The 18,093-nt window shown below is 47.7% G+C and carries 18 protein-coding genes and 5 tRNA genes; 15 read left to right on the forward strand and 8 right to left on the reverse strand.

All coding sequences use genetic code 11. The annotated features are described in order from the left end of the window. The first annotated feature begins 136 nt into the window (after positions 1–136). The 4 genes from Q0612_RS10830 (at position 137) to Q0612_RS10845 (ending at position 4,627) form a co-directional block, all read left to right on the forward strand. The gene (locus Q0612_RS10830; RefSeq protein ID WP_293829726.1) at positions 137–1,129 is read left to right on the forward strand and encodes a sirohydrochlorin cobaltochelatase; all 993 of its coding nucleotides are present in this window, start codon (positions 137–139) and stop codon (positions 1,127–1,129) included. 111 nt (positions 1,130–1,240) lie between these two features. Continuing rightward, a complete protein-coding gene (locus Q0612_RS10835; RefSeq protein ID WP_298884581.1) occupies positions 1,241–2,047 on the forward strand; it encodes a sirohydrochlorin cobaltochelatase in 807 nt (268 codons plus the stop codon). Between the two features lie 153 nt (positions 2,048–2,200). Next, positions 2,201–3,571 carry a C4-dicarboxylate transporter DcuC gene (gene dcuC, locus Q0612_RS10840; protein ID WP_298884583.1) on the forward strand — a complete coding sequence of 457 codons (1,371 nt, stop codon included), beginning with the start codon at positions 2,201–2,203 and terminating at the stop codon, positions 3,569–3,571. Between the two features lie 108 nt (positions 3,572–3,679). Beyond that, positions 3,680–4,627, forward strand: coding sequence for a dipeptidase (locus tag Q0612_RS10845; protein WP_298884586.1), 948 nt, complete (start codon positions 3,680–3,682; stop codon positions 4,625–4,627). 94 nt (positions 4,628–4,721) lie between these two features. Here the strand turns inward: Q0612_RS10845 and Q0612_RS10850 are convergent, their stop codons facing one another. Together Q0612_RS10850 and Q0612_RS10855 are read right to left on the reverse strand one after the other, a co-directional pair. Further along, on the reverse strand, positions 4,722–5,801 hold the full coding sequence (locus tag Q0612_RS10850; RefSeq protein ID WP_298884589.1) for a M48 family metallopeptidase: 1,080 nt from the start codon (positions 5,799–5,801) through the stop codon (positions 4,722–4,724). 41 nt (positions 5,802–5,842) lie between these two features. Continuing rightward, positions 5,843–6,985: a CaiB/BaiF CoA-transferase family protein gene (locus Q0612_RS10855; protein ID WP_298884592.1), complete on the reverse strand. Its 1,143-nt coding sequence runs from the start codon at positions 6,983–6,985 to the stop codon at positions 5,843–5,845. A 152-nt stretch (positions 6,986–7,137) separates the two neighbouring features. Here Q0612_RS10855 and thiW point away from each other — a divergent pair, with 152 nt between their 5' ends. Genes thiW through Q0612_RS10870 form a run of 3 tightly spaced genes read left to right on the forward strand, consistent with a single transcriptional unit; the run spans position 7,138 to position 8,267 of the window. Further along, positions 7,138–7,629, forward strand: a complete 492-nt coding sequence (thiW, locus tag Q0612_RS10860) for an energy coupling factor transporter S component ThiW (RefSeq protein WP_009145153.1) — start codon at positions 7,138–7,140, stop codon at positions 7,627–7,629. A 1-nt stretch (position 7,630) separates the two neighbouring features. Further along, on the forward strand, positions 7,631–7,921 hold the full coding sequence (locus Q0612_RS10865) for a hypothetical protein (RefSeq protein WP_210685331.1): 291 nt from the start codon (positions 7,631–7,633) through the stop codon (positions 7,919–7,921). Between the two features lie 13 nt (positions 7,922–7,934). Then, positions 7,935–8,267: a helix-turn-helix transcriptional regulator gene (locus Q0612_RS10870; protein WP_298884598.1), complete on the forward strand. Its 333-nt coding sequence runs from the start codon at positions 7,935–7,937 to the stop codon at positions 8,265–8,267. A 40-nt stretch (positions 8,268–8,307) separates the two neighbouring features. Here the strand turns inward: Q0612_RS10870 and Q0612_RS10875 are convergent, their stop codons facing one another. Continuing rightward, positions 8,308–9,306, reverse strand: a complete 999-nt coding sequence (locus Q0612_RS10875) for an extracellular solute-binding protein (RefSeq protein ID WP_293829744.1) — start codon at positions 9,304–9,306, stop codon at positions 8,308–8,310. A gap of 147 nt (positions 9,307–9,453) precedes the next feature. Between Q0612_RS10875 and Q0612_RS10880 the strand changes: the two genes are divergently transcribed. Continuing rightward, positions 9,454–9,945 carry a prolyl-tRNA synthetase associated domain-containing protein gene (locus Q0612_RS10880; RefSeq protein ID WP_298884603.1) on the forward strand — a complete coding sequence of 164 codons (492 nt, stop codon included), beginning with the start codon at positions 9,454–9,456 and terminating at the stop codon, positions 9,943–9,945. A gap of 230 nt (positions 9,946–10,175) precedes the next feature. On the opposite strand, the gene Q0612_RS10885 is transcribed toward Q0612_RS10880, so the two are convergent. The 3 genes from Q0612_RS10885 to Q0612_RS10895 form a co-directional block, all read right to left on the reverse strand. Continuing rightward, positions 10,176–11,381: a type III PLP-dependent enzyme gene (locus Q0612_RS10885; RefSeq protein WP_298884606.1), complete on the reverse strand. Its 1,206-nt coding sequence runs from the start codon at positions 11,379–11,381 to the stop codon at positions 10,176–10,178. A gap of 287 nt (positions 11,382–11,668) precedes the next feature. Next, positions 11,669–12,949: a serine--tRNA ligase gene (serS, locus tag Q0612_RS10890; protein ID WP_298884609.1), complete on the reverse strand. Its 1,281-nt coding sequence runs from the start codon at positions 12,947–12,949 to the stop codon at positions 11,669–11,671. 78 nt (positions 12,950–13,027) lie between these two features. After that, on the reverse strand, positions 13,028–13,900 hold the full coding sequence (locus tag Q0612_RS10895) for an NAD(P)/FAD-dependent oxidoreductase (protein WP_021719199.1): 873 nt from the start codon (positions 13,898–13,900) through the stop codon (positions 13,028–13,030). Between the two features lie 171 nt (positions 13,901–14,071). Between Q0612_RS10895 and Q0612_RS10900 the strand changes: the two genes are divergently transcribed. From Q0612_RS10900 to Q0612_RS10925, 6 genes are all read left to right on the forward strand, one after another. Continuing rightward, positions 14,072–14,147, forward strand: a tRNA-Lys gene (locus Q0612_RS10900). Positions 14,148–14,152: 5 nt separating this feature from the next. Beyond that, a tRNA-Glu gene (locus Q0612_RS10905) sits at positions 14,153–14,227 on the forward strand. A 5-nt stretch (positions 14,228–14,232) separates the two neighbouring features. Further along, positions 14,233–14,308 (forward strand) — tRNA-Val (locus tag Q0612_RS10910). A 31-nt stretch (positions 14,309–14,339) separates the two neighbouring features. Further along, a tRNA-Asp gene (locus Q0612_RS10915) sits at positions 14,340–14,416 on the forward strand. Positions 14,417–14,421: 5 nt separating this feature from the next. Then, positions 14,422–14,497, forward strand: a tRNA-Phe gene (locus Q0612_RS10920). 96 nt (positions 14,498–14,593) lie between these two features. Beyond that, a complete protein-coding gene (locus Q0612_RS10925; protein ID WP_009145849.1) occupies positions 14,594–14,800 on the forward strand; it encodes a hypothetical protein in 207 nt (68 codons plus the stop codon). A 72-nt stretch (positions 14,801–14,872) separates the two neighbouring features. On the opposite strand, the gene Q0612_RS10930 is transcribed toward Q0612_RS10925, so the two are convergent. Together Q0612_RS10930 and Q0612_RS10935 are read right to left on the reverse strand one after the other, a co-directional pair. Further along, a complete protein-coding gene (locus Q0612_RS10930; protein ID WP_298884611.1) occupies positions 14,873–15,079 on the reverse strand; it encodes a heavy-metal-associated domain-containing protein in 207 nt (68 codons plus the stop codon). 19 nt (positions 15,080–15,098) lie between these two features. After that, on the reverse strand, positions 15,099–17,357 hold the full coding sequence (locus tag Q0612_RS10935; protein ID WP_298884614.1) for a cation-translocating P-type ATPase: 2,259 nt from the start codon (positions 17,355–17,357) through the stop codon (positions 15,099–15,101). A gap of 166 nt (positions 17,358–17,523) precedes the next feature. On the opposite strand from Q0612_RS10935, the gene Q0612_RS10940 reads away from it, so the two are divergent. Then, on the forward strand, positions 17,524–17,913 hold the full coding sequence (locus tag Q0612_RS10940; RefSeq protein WP_249747497.1) for a helix-turn-helix domain-containing protein: 390 nt from the start codon (positions 17,524–17,526) through the stop codon (positions 17,911–17,913). The last annotated feature ends 180 nt before the right edge of the window (positions 17,914–18,093 follow it).

The following is an 18,093-nucleotide window of genomic DNA, read 5'->3' on the forward strand; positions in this document are numbered from 1 at the left end:
TACAGCTTCATAATAGCAATTCTTATTATTTTTGTTGACATCTCAACTATAAGTGATATAATACAGAGAAGTAAGGTTTATAAAACAACCTTCTACTATTTTTGATGATTTATGAATACAAAGGAGTGCTTTCAAAATGAAAAGTCTGAAAAAATTTGCTGTTGCATCTATGACTTGCGCTGCCCTCTTAGGCTTTGCTGCTACCAGCCATGCCGCATATCAACTGAACGACGAAGTTAAAGACGCTACCCCGGCTCTGCTCATGGCATCCCAAATCGGCGTAAAGACCAATGTTAATCCGGCCCTGGCAAACCTGCCTGATAAAGACGCTATCGTTGTTATGAGCTTCGGTACCACCTTTAAAGACAGCCGTGCTAAAACTATTGAAGCAACCGTAGATGCTATTAAAGCTGCTCATCCTGGTGTAAAAGTAGTTACTGCTTTCACCTCTCATATTATTATTGACCGTATCAAAGCTCATGAAGGTCTCACCATTCCGACACCTGAAGAAGCTCTGGCTCAACTGAAAGCTGAAGGCTACACCCGTGTTGCTCTGACCTCTCTTGATATTATTCCGGGCATGGAATATGCATACAAAGATGCAGTTTATAACCTGCACAAAAATGACTTCAAAAAAATGACCTTTGGTACTCCGCTGATGTATTGGCAAGGCCAGGAAGGTCAAGCTGACGATATTACCGAAACCATGAAAGCAGTTTCTACTCAATTCCCGAAACTCGGCAAAAAAGATGCTGTTCTGATCATGGCTCATGGTACTCCGCATCCGTCCAATGCTTACTATGCAGTAATGCAAGACCGTCTGAATGAGCTTGGCTACACCAACGCTTACATCTTCTCCGTAGAAGGCTGGCCGCATCTGGACACCGTTACTCCGCAACTGAAAGCTAAAGGCATTAAGAACGTAACTCTGATGCCGCTGATGATGGTTGCAGGCGACCATGCTAACAACGATATGGCCGGTGACGAGCCTGATTCCTTTAAATCTCAACTGCAGGCCGAAGGCTTCAAGGTTAACACCTACATCCACGGTCTGGGCGAAAACGCAGCAGTACAAAAACTGTTCGTTGAAAGAGCAAACGATTCTTGGGATGCTCTGGAAGCTAAATAATTTACTGACCAAGTAATTCATTTCTTTCACACCTTTTTACTCTCCGTCCGCTTGTCTGGGCGGAGAGTATTTTTATAATATAAATTAATTCAGGAAGAAGAGGTGCTACAGATGGATAGCAAAAAAGCTCTGGTGGTTATCAGCTTCGGCTCCACCTTCGACGAAACCAGAACCCAAGATATCGGCGGCATTGAACAGGCCTTGGCCGCAGCCTTCCCTGCCTACGACCAGTATCGTGCCTTTACCTCCGTAATTATCCGCAAACGTCTGGCTGAACGCGGTATTAAAATCGACGATACGGAAACAGTGCTGCAAAAGCTGGCAGACGCAGGCTACGAAGAGGTGGTACTGCAGCCGACGCATCTGCTGCACGGCGAAGAATTCGAACAGAAGATTCTCAGCCTCAAAGAAAAATTTACCGCTAAATTCCAAAAAATTATTATCAGTCAGCCTCTCATCGTTAACGATGAAGACTACAAACTGGCAGCAGCAGCTATTGCCGTTCAGATTCCTCCCTTAGCGCCGGGCGAAGGCGTAGTCCTGATGGGCCACGGTACTCCGCGCAACAATAACAAAGCACATGGCTATACCTATGTTAAGCTGCAGGAAATCTTTGATTCTATGAAATTCCCTGTTATTGTAGGAACCGTAGAAGAAGAGGATACTCCTAATTTTGAAGCGGTTCTCGAAAAGCTGCAGGAACGCAAATATAAGCATGTACATATGTATCCTCTGATGGTTGTTGCCGGCGATCACGCCAACAACGATATGTACAGCGATGAGGAAGACAGCTGGAAGACTCAGATTGAGGCTTTGGGCATCAAAACAACCGGCCACCTGTGCGGTCTTGGCCGTTCCAAAGCTATTCAGGCTATTTATATCCAACATGTTTTACGTGTTTTGTCTCTAGAAGATTGACATTTATTAATAATTAACTAAAAAAACCTGCATTCTGTCCCCTTCATGGGGAAGAATGCAGGTTTTTTATTGCTTAATGCAACAAAGTTATGCTATAATGGAATTGCCTAAATTTTTGTAAAATAAATTCATAAGAGAAAGGGATGATGAAAATTGGGTATTGTTATTTCTGCAATTATAACTTTTTGGGTTGGCTATTTGATTTACAAAAAGTACAAGCCACAGCCTGTGCTCTTTATGGGCGGTATTATCATGATGTATATCGCTGCTATGCTGGGTTACAGCCAGATTCTAGGAGCTAAGGCTACAACAGGCTCCGTAATTTTCGATGCCTTTGAATTTATCCGCGCAACCTTCAGCTCTAACGTTGGCAAGCTTGGCCTGAACATTATGTCTGTAGGCGCTTTCGCTAAATATATGGATAAAATCGGCGCTTCCCGCTCTTTAGTACGTTTAACCATCAAACCGTTGATGGCTTTAAAATCCCCCTATCTGGTAATGAGCGGCACCTGGATTATCGGTATGCTCATCGGTCTGTGCATCAACAGTGCCTCCGGTCTGGCAATGCTGCTGATGGTAACCATGTTCCCCATCCTGTTGGGCTTGGGCGTAAGCCGTCTGTCCGCAACCGCTGCTGTAGCAACCACCCTCTGCTTTGACTGGAGCCCCAGTGACACCGGTACTATCCTCTCCGCTGAAACAGCAGGCGTTGACCCTGTAGTTTACTGGAGTCATTATCAGGTTCCTATCGTTGCTGTAGCCTTTGTAGTTGTAGGTGTTCTGCATTACCTGACTCAGAAATATATGGATAAACGCGACGGTCATATCGTGCAGCCGATGCAGGTTGAAAAAATTGAAGAAGAAGCAGATAATGCACCGATGTGGTACGCTATCCTGCCGGTAATTCCTCTGGCATTGATTCTTTCCTTCAGCTCTCTTTGGATTACCACTATTAAGATGAACATCGTTATGGCCATGTTCATCGGTATGACTATCGGTGTTATGTGCGAGTATGCTCGTTGGCGTGACGGTCAAAAGGTTCTGGGCGATATTCAGACCTTCTTTGACGGTTTAGGTATGCAGATGGCTAACGTTATTACCCTGGTTGTTGCAGGCCAAACCTTTGCTAAAGGCCTCGTATCCATGGGTGCTATCACTACTCTTATCGACGGCAGTAAAAACTTAGGCTTCGGCCCGATGGCTATGATGCTGGTTATGGTAGCAATCATCGCTGTATCCGCAATTGTTATGGGCAGCGGCAACGCTCCCTTCTTCGCATTCGCCGCACTTACTCCGGCAGTTGCAGCGCACAGCGGCCTGCACCCGGTACTGATGCTGCTGCCGATGCACTTTGCAGCTTCCATCATGCGTAACTGCTCCCCGATTACCGCAGTTATCGTAGTATCCTCCGGTATGGGCGGCGTTTCCTCCTTTGATCTGGTAAAACGCACCGCAATCCCCATGGCCGGCGCTATGATCGTTACCATCGGTATGACCTTCTTCTACTACTACACCGGTTGGTAAGAAGCAAGTACCCTTAACTGTTAAGTAAAAATTTACAGTATTAAAACCCCCGCTGTTCCACGTTTGGGAAACGCGGGGGTTTAATAAATTCTGAAAGGAGTTTTCTCTATGTTTATCTGTGATTGTCACTGCGATACCCTTACCGAATTATATAAGAAAGGCACCAGCCTTTATGCAAATGACCAGCATTTTGACATTCAGCGTCAAATCGCTCTCGGCGGCGGTCTGCAATTCTGTGCTATCTTCGTACCCACACACGAATTCCGTTATTACGGCGGTCTGCGCTACACCCTGCAGCTGCTGGACAAATACCTGCAGGAAGTAAAGAAGCTTCACGCAGACGGCATCGATGTGCTGCAGGTACTCACCAAAGAGGACGCTGCCGATGTGCTCAACCACAAGGCTGCAACTTTGCTCGCCATTGAAGAGGGCGGCGCTATCGACGGCAGTCTGGAAGCACTGCGTTGCCTCTACGCCTTAGGCGTGCGCGCTATGACACTCACCTGGAGCAACCGCAACGATATCGCTGATGGTGTCAACGAAGAAAGCAGCGGCGGCGGTCTCACCGTTTTCGGCCGCCAAGTAGTTGCTGAAATGAACAAGCTCGGTATGTTGGTTGACGTTTCCCATATTGCACCCGCAGGCTTCTGGGATGTTATCGAGACCAGCAGCAAGCCTATTATCGCAACCCACTCCAACGCTAAGGCTCTTTGCCCGCATCCGCGTAACCTGGATGACAAGCAGATTCTGGCAATTAAAGAAAATGACGGCCTGATTGGTGTTACCTTTGCCGGCCAGTTCCTGGAACATGATTACAACGATGCCTGCATCGAAAGTATTTACCGCCATATCGATTACATGCTGAACCTCATGGGCAACGATGACCATATCGGCTTCGGCAGTGACTTTGACGGCATCAGTCATCCGCCCTATAACCTGCACGGCGTGCAGGATTACAGCGCTGTTTACGAATACCTTTCTAAAAAATACAGCGCCAGCACCGTTGAAAAAATCACCCATAAGAATGTGCTGAACCTGCTGCAAAAGGTACTGTAAAAAACACCTTCCATGCATTAACGCAACTAAAAAGCCATACCTCGCTAAGCAAATTGCTTAGCAGGGTATGGCTTTATTTGTTGCCTGAAACTGCTTATTTCTTTTTGGTGCTGCTCTTAGCTTTAGCATCATTAGCATTAGCTATCTGTGCCCAATCACGCAGCATATCAGCACAGGCTGCTGCATAAGCACCGGCACTGCCAAAAGCACCTGCATCCTGCGTATACAGACGGAAAACCTGAATATCATCATAGTAGATATCCGCCGTACTGCCATTATCATAAACTACGAAATGATTTGGGTTGACCGGACCACGCTGACGCACGTTCCACAATCCGCCTGCAAGCATGTAGGCACGATATTTACCCTTAGTGTTGCCAATGCTCTGCCCAACGTTAAAGGTCCAATTGCCCTCGGTAACAGTCGCATGGTCGTCATCCTTAACTATAACATCAGGATGAATATCATATTCCTTAAGCTGCTTCATAACGCGCTTTACACGCTCCTCCGGCTCAGGATGGCTGCTGAACAGGCCGTAATTGGCACCACCGCCCTGCTTGGACAAATCATCAAGCTTCCACACAGTAATCAGCATGCTGTAGGGATTGTAGCCTGCTGCAATGCTGTTCTTTACGCCTTCCTTATCAGCACCGCGTTCGTCTGTACGGCTGTAACCGGCAAACAACGCCTGCTGTGCTGCCTGCACAAGGCCCATGCCCTGTCCACGCGTAGCAGCTAACAGAATCAGGGATGTCCACATCTGCTTTTCAATTGCATTGACAGTATGCTTTTTTGCTACGTGTCCTACCTCATGGCCAAGCACGCCAGCCAGCTCCATATCTGTCGGCATATAGTCAATCAATCCCTTATACACATAAACAAAGCCGCCGGGGCAGGCCAAGGCATTGACCTCATTGTTATTGAGCACCTTAAAGGAAAAGGTGATATCATCACGTCCGCAAACCTTAGCCAGCCTTTGGCCGATGCGGTTAACTCTTTCCTGCAGCGCATAATCCTGAGAAACACCATACTGGGCCTCCAGTTGCTGCGCTGTCTTCTGTCCCATTTCAATTTCCTGCTCTCTGCTGATTAAGCCCGCCTCTGCAGGGTTAACGCCTACAAACAGGCAGCAGGCAAAAACAAATGTCATAAAAAGCTTTACTATCTTCCTCATATTGGCCTCCTGCTTCATAAGTATACTATAATCCAAAAACTTTAGATTGCCCCCTCTTCATGCAGGGCATTGATTTCATTATCATTATATCCCAGTTCCTGTAAAATATCCAGCGTATGTTCACCAAGCTTAGGAGCCCGCATGCGAATGGTACTAGCATCCTCACTGAACTTCACCGGACCGCCGATATACTGCAAATTGCCAAGGTCGCTGTCAGCCTCCTGCAGAATATCTTCCTGCGCTGTCAGCTCACTGTCCAGTGCTTCCTCCAGGCTGCACACAGGCGTTACGCAAAATTCTGCGCCGCCGATAAGCTCCAGCCACTGCTGCTGAGTTTTAGTGGCAATTTTAGCAGCCACCAGCTGCTGCAGCTCCTCCTCATGCGCAAAATCATACTGGCGTTTTTCCAGCTCCGGACATTCAATTAAATCGCAGAAGCGCTGCCAAAACTTAGGCTCGATAGTGCCAACCGTCATATATCTGCCATCTGCCGTACGATAAATATTATAGTAATGCGCTATGCGGCCAAAGGGCTTTTCGCCTGTTTCCCTGCAGCCCCACAAAGCACTGATGCCCGTCACCTGCATAGACAGCGCCGTAGCATACAAATTAACATCAAGCCACTGTCCTTTGCCAGTACGTTCGCGCGCCAGCAGCGCCATAGAAATCGCACTTAAAGCATTCAAACCACTGCCAATTGCGCTCACCTGCACCTCAGATACGCAGGCTCTGCCAACATCATCAAGATTATTCAGGCCAGCCAGACCGACAACGTTCAGATCGTGCGCCGGCTTATGCGATTTCTGCCCGAAGCCGGTAATCGAGCAGTATACAAGCCGCGGATTGATTTTATGCACACTGTCATAATCAAGGCCATAACGCGCCAGATAACCGGGACGGAAGCCTTCCAGAAAAACATCGGCCTCCTGCAGCAGCTTCAGCAACAAATCACGTCCGCCATCCTTTTTAAGATTCAGGGCAACGCCTCGCTTATTGCGGTTCAGCATCAGATGCCAGTAGCTCATGCCTTTAGTTTTTTCAGGCCAGAAGCGACGCGTCGCATCACCCTGCAAATCCTCGATTTTGATAACATCCGCACCATAATCGCCCAGCAGCATGCCGCAATACTGTCCCGGCAGCCACTTGGAAAAATCAATAACCTTAATACCTTCTAACAAAGCCAACTTTATCACTCCTGTTCTGCTTAATAAGTTTTTATATTCTGCAAGATTTTCTTCTAAATCCATTTAAATATGTTCACAAAACACCTATTTAAATGCTATAATATAGTTACATCATTGTTAGCCACACACAACTTTCCCATGGAGGTTTTTATATGCAAACCCGCAAGCTGACATCAGCAGCGCTTCTGATTGCCATCGGCACACTGAGCGCACATTTAATTTATATCCCTGCAGGTGTTTCCAAATGCTTCCCTGTGCAGCACGCCATCAATGTTATGGGTGCGGTTCTTTTAGGACCTGATTACGCCGTTGCTATCGGCTTCATCATTGCCTGTCTGCGCAACATGCTGGGCACAGGCTCACTGCTGGCTTTCCCCGGCAGTATGATTGGTGCAGCCCTCGCAGGACTGGCCTACAGCCGTTACAAAACATTGCCGGCAGCTATGGCCGGTGAAATTTTCGGCACCGGAATCATCGGTGGCTTCGTTGCCTGGATTATGGCCACTCTGCTTTTAGGCAGCAAAGCTGTAGCCTGGTTCTTTATCCCGCCGTTTTTGGTAAGTACTATCGGCGGCAGCGTTATTGCCTGCCTGCTGCTCAAAACCGGCTTTTTTAAGCAGTTCAGCAGCAAAGAAGGTAAGTAAGATGAACTTCGGCGAAATTGTTAACCTTCTTCTTTATGCCTTCAGCGGCATTTGCTTCGGAGCCTTTGCCTCACGCTACAGCGTTTTCAGTGCGCTGCACATTAAAAGCAAATGGCAGGAGGAAGGCATCAGCTGTCTTTTCAGCTGCTTGCCGCAGCTGCTCTTTCTCAGTGTAAGCTTTTTCCTTTTTCCGACGTGGTTTATCAGCAAGACTCCTACCGGAGGCTTCTTTTATTACGCAGTACTCGCATTCTTTTTCAATAAAGGTCTGCGCTTAAACAATAAAAAATAAAGTAGGTGAAAAAATGACACACATCCACAATCATGCCTTGCCGCTCCCCGGCAATGATGACGAAAAATATATCCAGCCCATGGCTGATATTTTTAAAGTCCTCAGTGACCCCACCCGTATCCGCATTCTCTCCCTGTTAGCACACCAGGAGATGTGCGTTACCTGCATTGCCGATGCACTTGGCATGACACATTCCGCTATTTCGCATCAGCTGCGTCTGCTGCGTGCCACCAACCTGGTAAAATTTACTAAGGACGGCAAAGAGGTTATCTATTCTCTGGATGACAGCCACGTGCTCAGTCTTTTCGACCAGGCACTGGACCATGTAAAACATAAGGTTTTATAAAATTTATTGGCGCTGTAAAAGCGCCAATTTTTTTATGCCGTTAAAGCGCACTGCGCCACTGGCGGATAATCTCACTCTTATAAACCGAGGTCCAGCTCAAATCATCTACCGGCACGCGGACATTGCCTATAAGCTCCCGGCGGCCATCATTGTAGGGATATTTTTTTACATGCCACATATAGTGATAACCGTTGGCAGGCAAAAGCTCTACACCCGCATCACTCATCAGAAAATCCAAAAAGGCGCGCGCCTCCTCCGAATGCTCTGCACTACGCATAATGGCTGCACCGGTAAGCATTGTACGATTGGCGTCCTTCACTACCGTTGCAAACAGATGACGATGACGTGCTTCCATCTGCAAAGCATAATCCAACGGCACTATGGCAACCGTCTTTTTGCCTATATAGACAAGGTCCACAGCCTCGCCAAAGCCTTTAGTATAAACCGGCTGCTGTGCATTAAATTTAGCCGCATAAGCCAATGCCTGGTCGCCGCCGCGCAACTGCCAGATGCTGGTAATCATGCCATAGCTGGCACCACCAAGATTAAAATCAGCAATAGCCAGCTCATCCTTAAGCTGCGGTGCCAAAAGCTCATCCCAGGTTTCCGGCGCATATAAGCCGTAAGCATGCAGATTGTTTTTGTTGCTCAGCAAAGCAATATAGCTCAAATAAAGACTCGTCCATTGACCGGTGCGATTGCGCAGCTCTGCCGGCACCTTGTAGGCTTCCTTGGCGATATAAGGCTGCAGAATATGCTGCTCATCTGCCATAAAATATTCCTCACTGGTGCCACCCAGCCATACGTCAAATTTGTGCTTGCGCAGGTAATCCAAACGCTCCTGCTGCGTGCCGCCCGGAAGATAGCTTATCTTTACTTTTACGCCCGTATTCTTACTGTAGCTGTCGGCAATAACCTCCGTCAGCCTGGTGCCCATGCTGCTGCAGAGCTGCAGCTCCTTAGGCTGAGGCTGCTGGCTGCCGCAGCCTGCTGCGAGCAAAGCCAGCAGCATTAAAATGTATATCATAAATTTTCGCATTATCTTTTCCGCCTTTCGCTATGCTATTATTATAGCATGAACGCCAAGCTTTCTCCATATTTAGAAAGTACGCAGGTTGTCATAATGCGCCTGCTGCTTTATAATGAAATGCATCAGCATACAAAACTTAGCGTGAGGAGATTACCTATGAGCTTCGACAAAAATAGCATCTATGCTCTGCTTAACAACAAGCATGTACATTTCACATATACAGAACATCGGCCGGTTTATTCTATGGAAGAACTTGATGCACTGGAGATGCCTGCCGGCGCTGTTATCTGCAAAAATTTATTTTTGCGCAACAGCAGCGGCAAACAGCACTTTCTGTTGACTGTTCCGGCAACTACGCCTGTTGATCTTAAGCAGTTGGCCGCAAAGCTCACAAGCTCCCGCCTCAGCTTCGCTTCGGCAGAGCGTCTGGAAAAATATTTAGGACTGCAATCAGGCCTGGTTTCTCCCTTCGGCCTGTTGAACGATACGAGCAAAAGCGTTATCTTCGTCAGCAGCAAAGACCTTCTGCCAGCGACCATCATCGGAATTCACCCTAATGATAACACTGCCACCGTCTGGCTTGCCTTTGGCGATTTGCTTTCATTGCTATCTGAACTGGAGATAGAGGTAAAGCTGATAGAGATTTAAGAAAAAGCATACTTGCGTAAAATGAGCGTTAAGACTGCCCTCTCTGCGTCTAAATAATCCTGGACTTGTAACGTTTTTCCGTACTTTTCGCAATCATTTTGTCACGTTTTTCGCATTTTATCATTGCTTTCTGTAACGTTTTTCCGTACTTTTCACACCTTATCTGTCACGTTTTTCCTAAAACAAAAACCGCACCAACGTTAAACGCTGATGCGGTAATAATTATATTTTTATTTTACAGCCTGAGCTACAGACTGATTCATCTCAACACGTCCGACAGCGGCCACAGGCTCAACCTCAGCCTTTACGCGCTCCCAGATAACGAACTTAGCCTTGCTGAAGCCGTTAAATGTAGTTGCACTGGCGGAGGTATAGGCACCGCAGCTGGGAACCAGCAGCAAATCGCCAACCTGCAGCGGCACAGTCATGCGGCCTCGGAACATAATATCTAATGAATCACAGCTCGGTCCAGCGAACGTTGCTGCCACCTTTTCCTCACCCTCGCGGAAGCTGATGAGCTTGAAATCCCACTGGTCAAAGAGTACACCGGAGAAGGTTCCGTACAAGCCCTCATCGAGGAAGTACCAAGGCTGACCGCCGCGCTCGGTAACACCGATGACGCTGGTAATCAGGTTAACTGCCGTACCGCAGATATAACGGCCCGGTTCGGCCCAGATTTCGGCATCGGCAAAATCCTCGTCCAAACGCGCGTTAATTTGGCGCAGCATTTCCGGCAGGTTGAATTTAACCTTCGGCTCAGGAATAGGGAAACCACCACCGATATCCAACACACGCAGCTTCAGGCCAGCCGCCTCAGCCTCCTCAAACAGCTCACGCGCAATATCCAGCGCATGCAGATAAGGGTCAGCGCTGACAGTCTGGCTGCCTACATGAAAGGCAATGCCGGCCATATCCAGGCCTGCATTCTTAGCCTGCTGCATCAGTGCCAGCGCATTTTCACGCGCTGCGCCGAATTTTTTATTCAGATCAACATGTGCCGAGGAATTGTCGATACGCAGTCTGAGCAGTACAGTCGCATCCGGGCACTGTTTTTTTATTTTATCTATTTCACTGGCGCTGTCAAAGGTCATCTTGCGTACGCTGCAGTTGCGGCAAGCCTCCAGGCCCACACTCGTCTTTACCGGATTGGCGTAAATCAGACGGCCGCCATCCACGCCCATATCATGCAGAGTACGGATTTCTCCATCACTTGCTACATCAAAGCAGGAGCCCATATCCGCCATCACCCGCAAAATTTCCGGGTGTGGATTAGCCTTAATCGCGTAATGAATTTTGACACGCGGCATATATTTTTTCAAAACCTTGTAATTCTTCTTGATTTCATCTAAAGAAAGTACTAATAGCGGCGTACCGAAACGTACCGCTAATTTTTCTACAGCCTGTTGGCTTATTTGGAAATGTTTTTTATTACTCATAACACTCTCCCCTTGCTATTGCATTATTTTTTCTTCTATGATTGTACCACAATAATCTGAAAGTACAATAGGAAAACGGCAAAAAATTGATTTTTTTCGAGGAGAACGGGAAAATTTTCCAATAATCACGGATTGGCTCATTTTCCAGCATAAAATAGCGAAAATTTCGCCATAAAATATATAAAACAACAGAAACATATCTATATACGACAGACAAAATAAAAGCGCTGAAATGCCGGTTAAATGACATTTCAACGCTTAATTTTATTCAGTTGTATCTGCGCAAATTATTTTTTCGGAGCAGGAATTACATCGCAGCCCATGTAAGGACGCAGAACCTCAGGAACAACTACGCTGCCATCAGCCTGCTGATAGTTTTCCAGAATAGCAGCAACGGTACGGCCAACAGCTACACCACTGCCGTTAAGGGTATGTACAAATTCCGGTTTGGATTTTGCATCACGACGGAAGCGGATGTTAGCACGACGTGCCTGGAAGTCCAGGAAGTTGGAGCAGGAAGAAATTTCACGGTAGCAGTTTGCTGCCGGCAGCCATACTTCGAGGTCATATGTAGTAGCGGAGCTGAAGCCCAGGTCACCAGTGCACAGACGCACAACATGGTACGGCAGGCCCAGTAATTGCAGAACCTCTTCAGCATCATTGGTCAGCTTATCCAGCTCAGCCCAGGATTCTTCCGGTTTAGTGAATTTAACCAGCTCAACCTTGTTGAACTGATGCATACGGATCAGGCCACGGGTATCACGGCCTGCAGCACCGGCTTCTGCACGGAAGCAAGCGCTGTATGCAGTATATTTCAGCGGCAGCTCGTCGCCGGTAAGAATATCGTCACGATGATAGTTGGTTACAGGAACCTCTGCAGTCGGAATCAGGTACATGTCGCCGTTTTCCAGCTTGTACATATCCTCAGCAAATTTCGGCAATTGGCCGGTGCCCTGCATGCTTGCGCCATTAACGATGAACGGCGGGAAGAATTCGGTATAACCATGCTTTCTGGTGTGTACATCCAGGAAGAAGTTGATAACGGCACGCTCCAGACGGGAACCAATGCCACGATAGAATACATAACGTGCACCGCTAACCTTAACGCCACGTTCGAAATCCAGAATGCCCAGGTTTTCACCGATATCCCAATGAGCCTTCGGTTCAAAATCAAATTTAGTCGGTTCGCCCCAGGTGCGGATAACCGGGTTGCAGGTGTCATCCTTGCCTACTGGAACATCTTCTGCGGGAACGTTAGGAATAGTCAGCAGAATGCTTTTGATTTTTTCTTCAATCTCTTTCAGTTCCTTGTCATCTGCAGCAATTTTATCGCCAAGAGCACGAACTGCAGCCATCTGCTCAGTAGCATCCTGACCAGCTTTTTTCAGCTTGCCAATCTCTTGAGATGCAGTGTTGCGTTCTTTCTTCAGTGCTTCTACCTGTTGGGTAATTTCACGACGTTGTTTATCCAGTTCCAGGAATTCAGTCAAATCAAGGCTGCCATTACGGCTTTTTACAGCCTCTTCGACCAGCTTCGGATTTTCGCGGACGAATTTTAAATCTAACATAATCTAGCCTCCAAATAATTTATCATAACTTATATTGTAGCATAAATCCCGTCGGGATAAAAGATTTTACTGCAATTTTTAATAGTCAATTCCCTCATCGCGACGTGCAAGATAGCGGATTGCCGAAAGCGCAGCCTTTTGTCCCTGACCGGCAGCACGATTTACCTGCCACGGCTGACCTGTGCAGTCACCGCCGGCAAAAACGCCTTCAATATTTGTTTGAGCCTGATCATCAACATAAATACTGCGACCACGGATTTCCAGGCCCGGCAAAAAGCTGTTGAGCGGATCGCTGGCGCGGAAGACAAAGGCAGCCTTAACGCTGTAAAAATCATCGCCTGCACGCAGGCCGGTAACCTTGTCAGTACCGGTAATTTCTGTCGGCTTATCCAGCACTACAGTAATATTTTTCTTTTTTGGCGGAATGAAGCCGGAATACAGCGGGAAGAAGAAGACATGCTCGCATTGCTCTGCCAGATATTCCACTTCTTCCAGAGCATCAGGAACAGTAGCGATAGCAGCCACAGACTTGCCCTTATATTTATCAGCATCAACAATAGCACAGTAGCTTACGCCCTTGCCCAAAAATTCCTTTTCTCCAGGGAAAAGTGTAGAACGGGAAATACCGGTCGCTAACACTACGGAATCCGCAGAATATTCGCCGTGCGGTGTACCCAGCATAAAGCCTTCGCCTACCTCACGCAAAGAAATAATTTTAGATTCAATAATATCTACTTCCATCTGCTTGAGATGATTTACAAAAATATCCATAAGCGCAGTACCGGAAATATCGGGTATACCCATATAATCTGTTATCTGCGCTACACTACGCAGACGGGGGCTGAAGCCATGGGCTTCAAACAGAACAACCTTACGTCCCTTGCTGGCAGCAGTAATCGCTGCAGATACACCAGCAGGACCACCACCAATAACGGCAATATCGTAATCCATAAGTCTATCCTCCGTACAAAAAATTTAGAACCTACTATAACACTTTAATTGTATGCTTTTCTAGATGTATAGTCAATTGTTTTTATGCCTCCAAAGATTTTTTAAGTTTTTCCGAAAAAGTGCTTGACATTTTCTAGCAGATAGGGTATTATAATTAAGTAACGTGACCACGGCCCATTAGCTCAGTTGGTAGAGCACCTGACTCTTAATCAGGGTGTCGTAGGTTCGAGGCCTACATGGGTCACCACATTTGGCCGGTTGGTCAAGCGGTTAAGACACCGCCCTTTCACGGCGGTATCGGGGGTTCGATTCCCCCACCGGTCACCAAATACGGGCGCTTAGCTCAGCTGGGAGAGCGTCTGCCTTACAAGCAGAATGTCAGCGGTTCGATCCCGTTAGCGCCCACCATTTTTTTGCCCATTTGCCTCAATATTGTAATGGCCCGGTGGTTCAGTTGGTTAGAATGCCGCCCTGTCACGGCGGAGGTCGTGGGTTCGAGTCCCATCCGGGTCGCCAATCATGCCTCGGTAGCTCAGTTGGTAGAGCAAAGGACTGAAAATCCTTGTGTCCACAGTTCGATTCTGTGCTGAGGCACCAATCCAAAAACAGCACCTGCTATTGCGGGTGTTTTTTTATTATCTATGTATTTCAAACTGCTTAAATTCATTTTTTCAGCCACCAAGGAGTGTTATCATGTTTGAAAAATTTTTCCATGAAGTAACCGGTCCCTATATCTGGGGTCTGATTCTGCTTTTATCCCTGCGTGCCATCTTTTCTTCCGTACGCAAAAAGGATTATCCGCACGCTGCTGCTTTTATCGTTGTAGCCATTGCTGCCGCATTTATGACAGCAAGCGCACTTGATATGCTTCCGCCTGCTATAGCAGAAATATTTGCATAAGAAAAAGGCCGCTGCGCAGCGACCTTTTTACAAGCTTAAACGCCGCTTTACGCGGCGTTTTTTTGCTTATTTTCAGTTGATGGCGGTTACATCAAAGCCGGTATCCTCAACAGCAGCCTTCAAAACTGCGTCATCCAGCTCAGCGCCCTCAACAACGGCATTATTGTTTTCCAGGGAAACAACAACACTTGTTACACCTGCTACAGCAGCAAGTGCTTCCTTAACGGCGCCAACGCAGTGCTGGCAATGCATACCTTCAATAGCAATAGTTTTAGTCATGATAAAATCTCCTTTGCAATTACAATTTTATAAAACGCAGTCTCAGTGCGTTAGTAACAACAGAAACACTACTGCAGCTCATCGCCGCTGCAGCAATCAGCGGATTCAGCAACCAGCCGAAGGCCGTATAAAATACACCTGCGGCAAATGGAATACCAATCGCATTATAAATAAAGGCCCAGAAAAGATTTTCCTTGATATTGGTCATCACGCTGCGACTCAGGTGAACCGCCTTCGCCACATCCAGCAAATCACTCTTAATCAAAACCATATCTGCCGCCTCAATCGCAATATCCGTGCCGGCACCGATAGCAATGCCCACATCGGCACGTGCCAGCGCCGGCGCATCGTTGATGCCGTCACCTACCATGGCGACAATATGGCCTTCCTGCTGCAGCTTGCGTACCACCGCTTCCTTATCCTGCGGCAGCACCTGCGCCACAGCCTCATCTACGCCAACCTGCGCACGAATCGCCTCCGCCGTCGCCCGATTATCACCTGTTACCATCAGCACACGCAGGCCCATATCCTGCAGCTTGGCTATTGCCTCCCTGCTCGTCGGCTTAACGGTATCGGCAACAGCAATACAGCCTAAAAGCTCGCCTGCACGTACAAAATATAACGGTGTTTTTCCCTGAGCAGCCAGCCTGTCATACTGGTCAATTAAGGTGCTTGTATCAACATTCAACGTCAGCAGTAGCTTGAGATTGCCTGCTGCACATTCAGCTCCCGCAAGCTCCGCCGTAACGCCCTGACCGGGGATTTGCTTATAATTGCCGACTTCCGGCAAAGCAAGCTGCTTTGCTTCGGCAGCAGCAACAATAGCTTCACCCAACGGATGCTCCGACAGCTTTTCCAAGCCTGCGGCAAAAGCCAGCAATTCATTTTCCGTAACCTTTACAGGTAAAATATCCGTCACTACCGGCTTGCCCGCTGTAATCGTACCTGTTTTGTCTAAGATAACGGTATCAATCTTATGCGCTGTTTCCAACGCCGTTGCAGATTTAATCAAAATTCCGCTCTTAGCACCGCGCCCTGTGCCGACCATAATTGCCGTCGGTGTTGCCAATCCCAAAGCGCAGGGACAGGAAATTACGAGCACCGAAATGGCAATCGTCAGCGCAAAATGCCAGCTTGCGCCCAGCGCCAGCCAAATAGCCGCCGCAATCACTGCAGTACTGATAACAGCAGGTACAAAATACCCGCTCACCTTATCAGCCAGTTTGGCAATCGGCGCTTTAGACGAAGTTGCTTCGTCCACCAGCGCAATAATCTTCGCCAAAGCTGTATCTGCACCAATCGCAGTTGCTTCCATCTTAAAATAACCGCTTCTGTTAATAGTGCCGCCGATAACCTTGTCACCGATTGTTTTATCTACCGGCAGACTTTCACCGGTCAGCGCACTTTCGTCCAGGGCAGCGCTGCCCTCAATAATTTTGCCGTCCACAGGCACGGATGCACCGCTTTTTACAATCAGCACATCACCTGTCACAACCTCCTCTACAGGTATTTCTCCCTGCAGACCGTGACGCTCAACCAGCGCTGTCTTCGGCGTAAGATTCATCAGCGCTTTAATCGCATCAGAGGTGTGGCTCTTTGCCCGCGCCTCCATAAACTTGCCGACGGTTACAAGTGCCAAAATCACGGCACTAGCTTCAAAATATAACGCATCGGCAAAGCCCGGCAGCAAATCCAGACGATTATGACCAAAGGCATACGCCATGCCAAATACGGAATATAAACCGTAAATAAAGGATGCACCGCTACCCACGGCAATCAGCGAATCCATATTAGGCGCACCATTTAATAGATTGCGCACACCGTGGATAAAATACTTGCGGTCGATAAAGAGCACCGGAATGCACCACAGCATCTGCAGCAAAGCGTTAATCAGCTCGTTTTCCTGCCCCAGAATAAAGCCTGGCAGCGGCCAGCACCACATGCGCCCCATGTGCTGATAAAAGACAAGACCAGCAAAAATCAGCGAGCCGATAAGACGCTGACGCATCTCCTCCATCTCCTGTGCCGCCGTATCCTGCTGAGGTACCGGTGCTGCAACATTTGCAGCATGCACTCTCGCGCCAAAGCCCAGCTTTTCAATGCGGGCAATAATCGTTTTTTCATCTACAACGCTTTCATCAAAGGTAACATGCGCATTATTTTTCAGCAGATTAACGTTCATCTGCTCCACACCCTGCATCTTGTTAACAACCTTTTCGATGCGCGAAGAGCAGGCACTGCAGCTCATGCCTGTTATATCAAGTAATTGTTTTTTCATCGTGGCTCCTTTCATTTACTATCTATTTGACGTAAAAAATTTTGTCTGCTATTATTATAGCAAACGCTACCTTTATTTCAAGAATGCACTATTTAGGTAGATAGTATACAAAAAGATACTGTGAGAAACTCTTAAAGCTTTGTTCATTACAGAAAGGATAATACAAATGAAAGACACCATTAACGTCAACTGCCCCGTTGCCGCTACGCTGCAGCTTATCGGCGGCAAATACAAGGCACTGCTCCTGTGGCACCTGTCCGGCAAAATTCTGCGCTTCAACGAGCTGCGACGCCTCGTCCCCGAGGCTACACCCAAAATGCTCACCCAGCAATTACGCGAGCTGGAAGGTGACGGCTTGATTGCGCGCAAGGTGTACGCCGTCGTGCCGCCTAAGGTTGAGTACAGCCTGACGCCGCGGGGCGAAAGCCTCTTTCCCATCCTGCAGGCCATGTATGCCTGGGGCAGCAAGCTGTTAGAGGGCGAAGGCATCTGCCCGGAATGCTCCATGAAGCCTGTGGAAGCAGAACATTGCTGCTGCCACGATAAAAACAAATAGAAACGAAAAACTTCGGTAGAACGATTATATTTAGCGTTCTACCGAAGTTTTTTCGTTCCATTTTAAAACAGCCGAAATTTTTATCCACACGCACATCGCAACTGCCTTTCCGACGAAAACAAACCCATGCAAAAAGCACGCCGTTGCCTGCGCTTTCGCGCAACCCACAGCGTGCTCTTA

The sequence above is a fragment of the uncultured Phascolarctobacterium sp. genome, from assembly GCF_937920985.1.
Taxonomy (GTDB): Bacteria; Bacillota; Negativicutes; order Acidaminococcales; family Acidaminococcaceae; genus Phascolarctobacterium_A.